General features: G+C 42.1%; 8 protein-coding genes. 5 read left to right on the top strand and 3 right to left on the bottom strand.

What is annotated here, in order from left to right; all coding sequences use genetic code 11:
- Positions 1-52: 52 nt before the first annotated feature.
- From WAZ74_RS04995 to WAZ74_RS04985, 3 genes are all read left to right on the top strand, one after another.
- A complete protein-coding gene (locus tag WAZ74_RS04995; protein WP_422306413.1) occupies positions 53-1,546 on the top strand; it encodes a cytochrome ubiquinol oxidase subunit I in 1,494 nt (497 codons plus the stop codon).
- A complete protein-coding gene (gene cydB, locus WAZ74_RS04990) occupies positions 1,546-2,562 on the top strand; it encodes a cytochrome d ubiquinol oxidase subunit II (RefSeq protein ID WP_422306411.1) in 1,017 nt (338 codons plus the stop codon). Before WAZ74_RS04995 ends, cydB begins: the two co-directional genes overlap by 1 nt.
- Before the next feature lie 92 nt (positions 2,563-2,654).
- Positions 2,655-2,771, top strand: a complete 117-nt coding sequence (locus WAZ74_RS04985; RefSeq protein ID WP_422306409.1) for a DUF2474 domain-containing protein — start codon at positions 2,655-2,657, stop codon at positions 2,769-2,771.
- Positions 2,772-2,904: 133 nt separating this feature from the next.
- On the opposite strand, the gene murU is transcribed toward WAZ74_RS04985, so the two are convergent.
- Together murU and WAZ74_RS04975 are read right to left on the bottom strand one after the other, a co-directional pair.
- Positions 2,905-3,633 carry an N-acetylmuramate alpha-1-phosphate uridylyltransferase MurU gene (gene murU / locus WAZ74_RS04980; protein ID WP_422306407.1) on the bottom strand — a complete coding sequence of 243 codons (729 nt, stop codon included), beginning with the start codon at positions 3,631-3,633 and terminating at the stop codon, positions 2,905-2,907.
- Between the two features lie 101 nt (positions 3,634-3,734).
- Entirely contained in the window at positions 3,735-4,874 is a 1,140-nt protein-coding gene (locus WAZ74_RS04975) for an aminoglycoside phosphotransferase family protein (RefSeq protein WP_422306405.1), read from the bottom strand.
- A 374-nt stretch (positions 4,875-5,248) separates the two neighbouring features.
- Between WAZ74_RS04975 and WAZ74_RS04970 the strand changes: the two genes are divergently transcribed.
- Both WAZ74_RS04970 and WAZ74_RS04965 read left to right on the top strand, forming a co-directional pair.
- Complete coding sequence (locus WAZ74_RS04970; RefSeq protein WP_422306403.1) at positions 5,249-8,272, top strand: LPS-assembly protein LptD; 3,024 nt, start codon at positions 5,249-5,251, stop codon at positions 8,270-8,272.
- Positions 8,273-8,445: 173 nt separating this feature from the next.
- Positions 8,446-9,846 carry a peptidylprolyl isomerase gene (locus WAZ74_RS04965; RefSeq protein WP_422306401.1) on the top strand — a complete coding sequence of 467 codons (1,401 nt, stop codon included), beginning with the start codon at positions 8,446-8,448 and terminating at the stop codon, positions 9,844-9,846.
- A 768-nt stretch (positions 9,847-10,614) separates the two neighbouring features.
- Here the strand turns inward: WAZ74_RS04965 and WAZ74_RS04960 are convergent.
- On the bottom strand, positions 10,615-11,730 hold the full coding sequence (locus WAZ74_RS04960; protein WP_422306399.1) for an endonuclease/exonuclease/phosphatase family protein: 1,116 nt from the start codon (positions 11,728-11,730) through the stop codon (positions 10,615-10,617).
- Positions 11,731-11,935 lie beyond the last annotated feature (205 nt).

The following is an 11,935-nucleotide window of genomic DNA, read 5'->3' as shown; positions in this document are numbered from 1 at the left end:
AGCGTATCATGGAAGCTAGCGCTATTCAGCTAACAGATAAGGGTAACCGTTTATGTTCGCTACATTTATGATCAGTCAGCTTGATGCGCTGATGCTCGCGCGAATTCAATTTGCTTTTGTTATCTCATGGCATATTGTCTTTCCAGCTTTTTCCATCGGTCTTGCCAGCTTTCTAACGGTTTTAGAGTTCCGCTGGCTCAAAACTGGTGAGCCTATTTATGCAGAAGTTTATAAGCACTGGGTAAAAATATTTGCCGTGGTGTTTGGGATGGGTGTGGTATCGGGCGTGGTGATGTCCTACCAATTCGGTACCAACTGGGCGGTATTCTCTGATAAAGCAGGGAACGTCATCGGTCCACTACTCGCCTATGAAGTGTTGACTGCGTTTTTCTTAGAAGCGTCATTCTTAGGTATCATGCTATTTGGCTGGGGGCGCGTGAGTAAACGCATGCACCTTGCCTCAACAGCGATTGTCGCTATTGGCACGCTAATATCTGGTTTTTGGATTTTGGCTGCCAACAGTTTTATGCAGACGCCACAAGGCTTTATGGTCGGTGCTGATGGCCTGCTCTATCCGACCAATTGGTTAGAAATCATTTTTAACCCTTCATTCCCTTACCGTTATGCGCATATGATGACCGCAGCCTTTTTAACCACTGCTTTTGTCATCGGTGGTATCGGTGCATATTATTTGCAATCTAAAAAACATGTTGAACATCGCAAACATGGTCGTGTCATGCTCGGTATGGCAATGGTTATGGCTATTTTTGTCGCGCCAGCACAGGTGCTTATTGGTGATATGCATGGTCTAAATACTTTAGAGCATCAACCGGCTAAAGTAGCAGCGATGGAAGGTCTATGGGAAAATGAGCGCGGTGCGCCCCTAGTCCTATTTGGTATTCCAGATCAAAAAGCGGAAAAAAACCACTTTGAAATTAAAATACCCTATGTATCGGGGTTAATCTTAACGCACTCATTAGATGGTGAAGTCAAAGGGCTTAAAAACTGGGCGCCAGAAGACCGGCCGTACGTCCCTATTGTCTTTTGGTCATTCCGCGTCATGGTTGGTATTGGTACGTTAATGGTATTTGTCGGTCTATTTAGTCTCTATAAATACTTTAAAAAGCAACAGTTCGATCTTGAAAGTAAATGGTTCCATCGAGCGTGGATGATGATGACACCACTTGGTTTTATCGCGCTACTTGCGGGTTGGTTTGTTACTGAAACCGGTCGTCAGCCATGGACTGTATATGGGGTGATTCGTACTGCTGAAAGTATGTCGCCGGTTGCTGCCCAACAAGTCGCAACGACGCTGATTGGCTTTATTGTCCTATATGTCTTTGTGTTCGGCGCAGGGAGCTTTTATATCCTACGCTTGATTGCCAAAGGTCCACAGCCGTATGAAAATCCTGCTGATGATAACTTCTATGAGCATTCTGTTACTGAAGGTCAAGGTCGCACGTTAAGTGGTGATAGTAAGGCCAGTGAGAAAGTAGAAGATCTTGATAAGCCTGCCGATGACGTCGATGATGGAGGATTACGCTAATGTTTAACTTTGGTGATGTATTAGATTTACCCCTCATCTGGGGCGGTTTAATCGCTTTAGCCGTCTTCGTCTATGTGTTACTTGATGGCTTTGACTTAGGTTGCGGTATTTTATTCCCATTTGCGGGCTCCGATAAAAACCGTAGCCGCATGATGAACTCTATCGCCCCTTTTTGGGATGGTAATGAGACGTGGCTAGTCTTGGGCGGCGGCGGTTTATTTGCCGCCTTCCCAGTCGCTTATGGCATTATTATGACTGGTCTTTATCTGCCTGTTACCTTTATGCTATTCGGTCTAATCATGCGTGGCGTAGCGTTTGAATTTCGCTTTAAAGCCACTTCACACCGTTATGTATGGGATTATTTCTTCTTTATCGGCTCTGTAGTCGCCACCTTCTTCCAAGGTGTGATGCTTGGCGCTTTAGTTCAAGGATTAGAGGCCAGCAATCGCTTATATACTGGTGGTGCTTTTGATTGGTTCACACCGTTTTCTATCGCTTGTGGTATTGCTCTCATGATCGGTTATGCACTACTCGGTTCGACATGGTTAATTATCAAAACTGAGCACAAGCTACAAGTATGGGCACGTAAAGTCTCTGGTTGGATGTTGTCTGCATTGGTTGTAGCGATGATTGTGGTCACTGCCTTTATGTACTTCTCAGATATCAACGCGCTTGAAGGCTGGTTCAGCTTCCCAGGTCTACTGTATCTTGCACCGATGCCAATTATTGTCGTTCTGTTGTTTTTCTTGATGCGTAAAGATTTAAGTGGCGAGCGTGAATATCGTCCATTCTTATTGACTGTCGCGCTATTTTTGATGGGATATATAGGGGTTTGTTTTGCGATATTCCCGTATATCGTCCCGTATCAAATGACTATTTATGAGGCAGCAGCAGCAGATACTTCACTTTCCTTTATGCTGATTGGTGCGGGTATCATGCTACCGATTATCTTAAGTTATACCGCTTTTGCCTATTACACCTTTAAAGGTAAAACAGATCATGAGCATATGTATTAAGAATAAATAGTGATCAATAGCTAACAGCTGCCGTAAGTCATTGCGGTAGCTAAACCTAACCAGCTGATTTAAACGCTAACTAGGAGTTTAAGATGAAAAATCTTACTAAAAAACAATCACAATGGGCATGGTTCATTGGTTTATATCTGGCAGGTTTTTTGACTATTTTTACCATTGCGCAGCTGATTAAACTGGCAATGGGCGTTTAGATATTCGTATAGCCGCTTTATCCTTAATAAAAAACCGCCGCTCTAATAACATTAGGGCGGCGGTTTTTTATTGGTTAATTAATAATAACGCTTAAACAATCAAGCTTTCAAGTTAGTTTTATAACTACTAATTCTAAGCACCATGATGTCCATCTATTTCATGCGTTTTAATATAGTCATTTACCTGTATTAGACGCTCAGGCGTACCAACATCTATCCAATTATCTTGAATAACTTCGGCGGTCACTTGAAACTTCATCATTGCTTGCTTCAGTAATGGCGCAAGAGCAGCTGCTTGACCTGCTACCAAGCCATCAACCATCCTAGGTGACATGACGCTAATACCTGCAAAGGTATATTTATCCGCATCGCCGATAGCTTGCTCACTGGCTAAACCATTATTCACCGCAAAGTCACCGCTACTATTATGCTCAGGATTATCAATCAATAATAAATGGGCACGTTGATCTGCGCTGAGCGTATAACGTTGCAACTGGGAAAAATCGTAGGTAGTCCAGACATCAGAGTTTACTAGGATAAATGGCGCATCTTGAAGCTTACCAGTTTGCAGCGCTTTGAAAATTCCACCGGCAGTCTCTAACGGCTCATCGTCTTCAACTGACCAATGCAGCTTGACGTTATACTGTGAGCCATCACCTAAAGTCTCCATCAGTTTGTCAGCGAGCCAAGATGCATTAATAGTGATATCGGTAATACCTGCCGCTTGTAGCGCTTTAATGTGCCAGACAATAAGCGGCTGTCCACCCACTTCAACCAAAGGTTTTGGCGTCTCAAGTGTTAGCGGACGCAGACGCGTACCCTTACCGGCAGCCAAAATCATTGCTTGCGTTATTGTGGACATATGCATTCCTTTTTCTTATTTTTATAACGTAAAAAATTAAGATTAAAACTATTGATGCTTCAGACTAGCTTAACAAATAGCAGCTTAATACATTAAACTAATTAGATATATTGCTGCACAAACTTAGCCTGATAGGCAGGCAGTACAGTATCTCTCAACCATTCATTAAAAGGTGCTACTGCTTGTTGCATATGTTGATTACCATGCGCTTCTAACCATTCTAGCTCAAAAATTAAATCACGCATAACCTTAGGAATATCAGCTAAATAACGGTTTTTACCATCGCGCTCATAAAGCCTGATAAAAATACCAAGCACTTTTAAATGCCGCTGCACGCCCATTATATTCACATCATTGGCAAGCTGTTCGGCACTGTTTGCCGTCTCAAGACCCGCTTGCTGCTGTAGTTGCCAAAAGTCATGAATCCAGCGCGTCACTTGCTGCTCTGACCAATCGACATAGGCATCACGAAGCAGTGACACCAAGTCATAACTATAAGCGCCTATCACGGCATCTTGAAAGTCAATCACCCCTAAATGCGTTTTATCTGCCTGATCTTGCATTAAATTACGGCTGTGGTAATCACGATGGACGATCACCTGCGGCTGTAATAAAATCTCATTTATTAAGGCTGATTTTAGATTTCCCCATAACGTTTTATTCAGCGCGACGCCGATATGAGGAATGAACCAATCACTAAATAAATCCATCTCACGGGTCAATAGTGCCGTATCATAGTCTGGCAACTGGTGAGCAGACTTTGCCGTCGCGACTGGAACCGCTTGTAGTGCAACTAATGTTTGCATCGCTAATTGATAGTAATCATCAATCTGGGCAGACGTTGCACCAACCAATAAATGAGCAAACTCTACTGTGCCAAAATCTTGCAATACCAAAAATCCTTTGGTCACATCTTGCGCCACAAGCGTTGGTATATTAATAGCCGCTGACATCAGCTTTGCCACACTGATAAACTGCTGCAAAGCCTCTTGTTCATCAGCAGAATCCATGACAATATAGCGCGCTGTTTCTGTCGCATTATTTTTATCATTATCCAACAACTGGATACGGTGATATTGGCGCGCGCTAGCATCGCCTGGCAGACTATCAAGAATAAATTTTTGACTTGCAAATACTTGCTGTAGCCAGCTTTCTAACTGCTGCTGGCGAGTATTGGTAACAGGTACGGTCGGCTCTAACATTGGTTTATCGATCATAGTTTTATCGGTCATAAAAAGCATCGCAGGTTAAATATAAGTCGTAAATAATTAAATTAGTGATAAGTCTGGCAAAACCTTGCTAAAATAGTGAGCGCTTGACCCACCATAACTGCGGTTTTAAAGATATTGACGCAGCAGGCCATATTTGCAGCTCACTACACACTTAGCCTCTATCTCAAAAATGGCTTGGCAATCTGAGAAATTTTGACAATTTAATAATTAGTGTAGCTGATTTGATTTTTTTTGACTATGATTAGTCGTCATTATATGTAAAACGTTCCAGACTTTAAGATTATATTATTTATTATTCGTTTTTTAAGCGCTAAATATAGCTAAAATGCGGTTGATAGACTAAATATCGCAATCCAATAGGCTCTACAATCATAGGTGTGCCCTTGTTATATTCTCCGCTTTACCAAAGCATCCGTTTGGTTTTATTTGGTGCCTTAGGCTTATCCAGCTTAACCGTCAGTGCTGCTATCAATAATACTGATTCGCTGATGCCTGAGCCATTGATGGCTGATAGCGCTAACAGTTATGTCGCTAACGTAACGACTGACGCCAATAATGGTGTCAATCAAGACATCAGTTATCAAAGTAATATTCAGCAGGATGCTGCCTATGACAATGCTAGCGATCAAGCAGAAAATACAGCAGCCGATACTATTAGTAGTAATGCCAATTTGGATAATAACAAAGTAGACATCACTGAAATTAAAGAAGGTACTAATAATACTCGTCCAGATAATCGTGCTGACCAAGTAAATGAAAGCAACAAGCCTAAGATAAAATCTAATAGCCGCCAAGTTGATGTCAATGATGAAAGTATACAAGACAGTCTGATGCGTTTGGCAGAATTTTATGAGTTAACGCCTGATACTACCTCAACGTCAAACAATGCTAACAATGCTAACAATATAGCAGGCTATGAACAAGGCGATATCCAGAATACGCTGACACCGACAGCAAAGAACATTCCTACAGTCGGCAGAGACTTGCAGCTACTGCCAAACACCGTCGATAGCGCTCAGCGCTGCGAAGGTCAATGGGTCTATCCAAAGAAAAACCCCAATTATCAACGGGCTATCAATGAGACAGGCGCTAGTAATGGTCAGCCAGCACCCAATTTAAATGGTCTTCCTAATAACCAAGCACCGCTATTTACAGAATCAGATTATGGTTATTACGATAACGTCGATTATGCCGAATTATCAGGCAATGTCATCGTTGACCAAGGTACCCAACATATCGAAGCAGAAAAAATCATACTGGACTTGAGCAATGGCGTGGCTGCGGCGCAAGGTAAAGTGATGTTCACTGATCAAGCTACTGGTAACAGCAGCACTACTACTCAAGCTCAAAGTAATAACGCTCAAAATAATAATAAAGTCAGCCTCACTGATAAGGCCACGCAAGGCGGTCTCATCGGTATCGCAGATAGCTTGAATTATAATACTGAAACGGGACAATCAACGGCCACCAATGTGGCCTTTGCTAGCGTAGAACTGCAAGCACATGGTTATGCCAAGCGCCTAAATCGACCTAATGAAACCCAATATGAGCTAGATGAGGTGATGTATAGCACCTGTCCACCGACCAATCGTAAATGGCAATTTGAAGCTAAAAGTATTGATTTAGATACTGAGACAGGACGCGGTGAAGCCTACAATACAACCTTCCGTATCGCTGATGTCCCTGTGTTCTATTTGCCTTATTTTAACTTTCCCATAGACAATCGACGCAGTAGCGGGGTTTTATTACCCAGTGCTAGTATTAGTAGTAAAAGTGGGCTTGAAGTTGATGTGCCTTACTATTTTAATTTGGCACCTAACTATGATGCGACCCTTAATACTCATATTTATACCAATCGTAATCCGATGCTCTCAGGTGAGTTTCGCTATCTCACTCAGGAGTATGGTGAGGGTATTTTTAACGGCTCCTACTTACCCAATGATAAAGAGTATAACGGCGAAGATCGCAGCAGCTTATTTTATGATCATTATTGGTCATCGACCAGCATTCCACGCTTAAGCGGTGATGCTAAGTATAGTTATGTGTCTGATGCAGACTATCTGAACGATTTTGATACGTTAGGTTTATCAGAAAATACTTTGAACCTTCCACGCCGTGCTCGACTGAATTATTATAATGATTACGTCGATGGCGAACTAAAAGTCGAGACGTTCCAAACTCTCGATGCTTTTAACAGTAATGGGCAGCCTTTAGAGGATAAAGATAAGCCTTACTCACGCCTACCGCAGCTCAAACTTGATTATAGACTGCCTTGGGCAAAAGGTTTTGATATCACTGGTGTCAGTGATTCCGCTTATTTCAAAAAGTCCATTGATGACGGTTCTGAGAATGAAAAAAGTGGCGCACGTCTCTACAATAAAATCAGCGCTACCTATCCAATCGAAAAGTCTTGGGGCTATATCAAGCCAAAGCTGAGCTTGCAGCATCTTTATACGTCTTATGATCAAGACAGCTTAGCGGACAACCAGCTTGATAAAGAAGATGGTAACCAATCGGTATTTGTACCACAAGCCAGCATTGATGCAGGGCTACATTTTTACCAAGCCGGCTCACCTTTTGGTGCTTTTGATGATACTTTGGGTGGTTATGGCTTACTTAGTCCACGATTAAAATATACCTACTCACCATTTAAAGACCAAAATGAGATTCCTAACTTTAATACCCGTATTGCTTCTATCAACTACGAGCAGCTGTTTTCAGACAGTTGGTTCTTAGGACACGACCGTCTACAAGATTTACATGCGTTTACTCCCGGCATTAATTATCGTTACATCGACGCAACGGGTGTGACACGTTTTGATGGTAGCATTGCAGAGCAGTTTTATATCGATGATGGGCGCGTGACACTTGAAGATGAAAAGCCTGTCTTTACTTCATCTTCTTCAGGAGTGGTATGGGATACCAGTACGCAACCTTATAATAACGTTTGGGTCGACGTGAGTGGCGCTCTGACCAAAAGCTATGACTTAAATTATATTACCACTGAGCTACGTTATCAGCCATCTGACAACAGCTTGTTTAATGTGGGCTTTGTTAAGCGTCAGGCTGATGAAAATACCAACCAGCTCCCGCTATCAGCAGTGACAGCATCAGCGGTTTTCCCTATTAATAACAACTGGCGAGTATTGGCTCAAGGTCAATATGATTATAATCGTGATAAGATGCTCGATTCACTACTCGGTGTCGATTATGAGGATTGCTGTTTTGGTTTTGCAGTTTACGGTCGTCGTTACTATAATGACTTAAACATTAAAGACAAACCCACACAAGCGATCATGGCAGAAATTAGGCTGAGTGGTCTTGGCAGTGGTAGTAGCCGTCTAACACGACTACTTTCTGACAAAGTCTTAGGTTTTGAGCCTGTGCAAAATGCATGGAAGGATTAATAAAACGGCTAGATTGCCGTATTATTAATCGTACTATTTATATCCTATTATCTGTTATATAAAATTATTTGTGCCCTATTATAGACAACCCGAGCCGATACTTGATTATTAAAAGTATTGTGAATGGGTTTAACCGATTACCATCCGATGCAATGACATTGATGAGGAGCATCATGAGATTTTTTTCTTTACGTCAGACTAGCCGAGCTGTATTGCTTTCTATGGGCATGACTACCGCCATCGCGCTGAGCTTTAGTGCGCAAGCAGCAACCGTTAAGCCTCCAAAAGCACAAGCGACTAATGCTACTGAACAAAATGGCGTAAATCGTTTGACGCCTGCCAATAGTACAGACGGCATCATTGCATTGGTCAATGAAAACGCCATCTTAAAAAGTGATTTGATCGCTGCTATTACTCAGACTCAGGCGCGTGCTAAAGCTGCTGGTGAACCGATTGCCAATTCAGCACAATTACAGTCCGAAGTATTAAATGCGCTAATTTTGCGTGAACTACAGCTGTCATTGGTCAAACGCGTCGGGTTAAATCCTGATGAAGCGGCTATCAATCAACGCTTAGGACAAATTGCGCAAGCAGAAGGTCTAAGTAGTATTGGTGCTTTGCAGCAGCGTCTAGATTCAGCACAACCTGGTAGCTACGCCACTTTACGTGCGCAATTGATTGAAGATGCGGCTATACAAGCATTACAGCAACGTCAAATCACTAATCGCGTGCGCATTAGTGAACAAGATATTGATGCATTTTTAGCCTCTCCTGAAGCCAAACGTCTAAATCAAAGCGAATACCAAACAGTCCATGTCCGTGTTCCGTATATCGATGACTACAGCCGTTTATCAGAAGCGCAGCGTGCCGACGCACTAAAGGTAGCGCAGAAATTACGCACACGCCTACTTGTACCCAATGTCGATGTTGCAGAAGCCATTGCGGCAAGCCAAGGCAGCTATCCTATCCCACTACAAGGTGGAGATATGGGCTTTCATAAAGCAGCGGCCCTACCTACAGAGCTATCGAGCGAAATTACTAAGCTTGATGTGGGCGCAGTGAGTGCTCCATTAGTAACTCCAGAAGGTATTGATATCATCAAACTGGCTAATAAAAAATCCAGTGATACCATGCTTGTCCCTCAGTGGAATACTCGTCATATCTTAGTCAAAGTCGATGAGTTGCAAACTGATGCGCTTGCTGAGCAAAAGATTAACGATCTCTATACTCAGCTACGTAGCGGCGCTGATTTTGCTAGTCTGGCCTCAACTTATTCAGATGACCCCGGTTCAGCAGGACGTGGTGGCGATCTAGATTGGGTTGGCGAAGAGCAGATGATTGGACCATTTGAAGCCATGATGAAGAACACTGCGGTCGGCGACTATTCTGCACCATTCAAAACTCAGTTTGGTTGGCACATATTAAAAGTCGATGGTAAGCGTCAGCAGGATGTCAGCGATGAATACCGTCGTAATATGGCACGCCAAGCGCTATATCAGCGCCTAGCACCACAAGCCAAAGAAGATTGGCTACAAGAGCTACGAGCAGGTGCTTATATTCAAGTGCTTGGTTAATCAATGCTTATTTAATGAGCGCTTAAATACTACAACGTTTTATAAAAAAGGGTATATGCCAACGCATATACCCTTTTTATTGTATTGATAGCTTTATAATCATTATTCATTTTGCGCATGTATGCTCGCGAGCTTTTCTTTACCTTTTAGCAATTCGCTCATGTACTCTTGCGCTTTCAGCTAATACGCATAACTCATAAGCAAATTTTGACTGGGAGGTAGCGGTAGAGTTTTTACTCAAGTCTTCTTCAAGATTTTCTTTCTCAAAATCGTCTGCTGAAAAACCACTTATATTTCACTCCCTCTAATACTTCTAAATACATAAAGGATAATAGAATAATTATTATCGAAGCAGCAAAAACGCTGATTTAATCGTTCAATATTTAAAATCAGGCGTAGCAAAGCAGGTGTTTAGACGAGACTTATTGCTTGAAGACAACCATAAAAGTTACACAAAGAAAAGCCCCGAACCTAGGGCGATTGGTTCGGGGCTATGGTGTTTCATATTGTTATTATTATCTCTTCCGTGTTGACTTATCCTAAGTCATAAACAGTAATTTATAAGACAGCGGGCTGACCTGTCTTTTTATTAATCCTGTCTCAACACTGTATCCTTACGTATCCTTGTGTTGATGGATGTATTCTAAGGCAATTGATGTGCTGCGACTAGACGCTAAAGACCTTATTTGACGTAAGCATTTGCTTACACCTCTATCACGCAGTTCAAGTTTATAATCTTATTTGGATTTGTTTCGAATCACTATTATTCTATGCTTCTTCATGCTCTTTAGAGATTTTGCTACCCTCTTTTTTGCCGGCTTTGATTTTATTTTCTGTTTCTTTAAAGTCTTCTGCTTGTGCAGTAGGAGCATTTTCTTTCTGCTTACTCGTCTTTTCTGGCTCATATTGCAATGTCGTCATAACCGGAAAATGATCGGAGCCGATAGAAGGCAGACGCTTGATATCCACAACGGTAAAGCAAGCGCTATGAAAAATATGATCGAGCGCCCAGCGTAGAAACGGATAATCAACATGAAAAGTATTGATAAAATGTCGTCCGATACGTGGATCTAGCAGCCCAGAGATTCGCTGAAAGCGACGGGTTGTCTTTGACCAAGCGACATCATTGAGATCACCTGCCAATATGGCGGTTTGTTGATTATCTTTGATATGCTTTCCAACCATCAGTAGCTCTGCATCACGAGTAGTAGACTTGTCTGCTTCTGTTGGACTTGGTGGCATCGGATGCAAGCAGTATAGCCAGATGATCTGCCCTCCTTGCAAACGCATCTGCGTATGAATAGAAGGGATATCATCAATCATCAAGTACTTAACTTCAGGATCTATCAATTCAAGCTTAGAATATAAATGCATACCATACAGATTATCTAAGGCTACTTTTACCGTATAAGGATAATCTGATTCGACTTGATGCAGCGCTTTTTCCCATTTTTCATCACTCTCTAAAGTAATTAAAATATCGGGCTGTTTCTGTTGTACTAACTCAACCAATTTTTGGGTATCATCATTGGTCGTTAGTACATTTGAGACCATGATTTTCAACTGATATTCATGCACATCTGGCTTATCTTTGGCATTTAACACTTCCTTTTTCCACAGTTTGGTATATGGCAATACCATTTTGAGCTGGAACGCTAAGGCAACACTCAGCAACCCAAACAGCAGCCACTGTCCTAGCTGCCATTCTGAGCCAAACGCTACCATACCAACCCATGCGACAATACCCAGTATCATAATTTGAATACGAGGAAAATCTACACCGCGTACCCACCAATGATCAAGTGGTAACCAGCCCCAAATGGTGACAAAGGCGATTAGTCCCGCTAACCACTGTGCGCCATAATATACTAGGGAGAAATCCATAATGTGTATCGACCGTTTATTAAATGAATGGTTAAGCCAATGATTGCGCCCATTGTCAGTGAAATGGTTCACTATTCGCTATATCTTAACTGCTAAGATGCAAAGCAATTATACTTGAATCCACAACAGCTGCTTACTTTAGCACTTCATAAGAGCAGCGCCTATTATTGAACATTAATTACGCAATAGTCACTATAAAACATTA

Origin of the sequence: Psychrobacter sp., from assembly GCF_049295055.1 — a bacterium.
Classification (GTDB): Bacteria; Pseudomonadota; Gammaproteobacteria; order Pseudomonadales; family Moraxellaceae; genus Psychrobacter.
This window is presented reverse-complemented; position numbering and strand designations above follow the sequence as displayed.

What these genes read in the sequence shown, in the direction of transcription:
- murU (WP_422306407.1), bottom strand. Translation starts at nt 3,633, where the DNA reads ATGTCCACAATAACGCAAGCAATGATTTTGGCTGCCGGTAAGGGTACG.
- WAZ74_RS04975 (WP_422306405.1), bottom strand. Translation starts at nt 4,874, where the DNA reads ATGCTTTTTATGACCGATAAAACTATGATCGATAAACCAATGTTAGAG.
- WAZ74_RS04965 (WP_422306401.1), top strand. Translation starts at nt 8,446, where the DNA reads ATGAGATTTTTTTCTTTACGTCAGACTAGCCGAGCTGTATTGCTTTCT.
- WAZ74_RS04985 (WP_422306409.1), top strand. Translation starts at nt 2,655, where the DNA reads ATGAAAAATCTTACTAAAAAACAATCACAATGGGCATGGTTCATTGGT.
- WAZ74_RS04960 (WP_422306399.1), bottom strand. Translation starts at nt 11,730, where the DNA reads ATGGATTTCTCCCTAGTATATTATGGCGCACAGTGGTTAGCGGGACTA.
- cydB (WP_422306411.1), top strand. Translation starts at nt 1,546, where the DNA reads ATGTTTAACTTTGGTGATGTATTAGATTTACCCCTCATCTGGGGCGGT.
- WAZ74_RS04995 (WP_422306413.1), top strand. Translation starts at nt 53, where the DNA reads ATGTTCGCTACATTTATGATCAGTCAGCTTGATGCGCTGATGCTCGCG.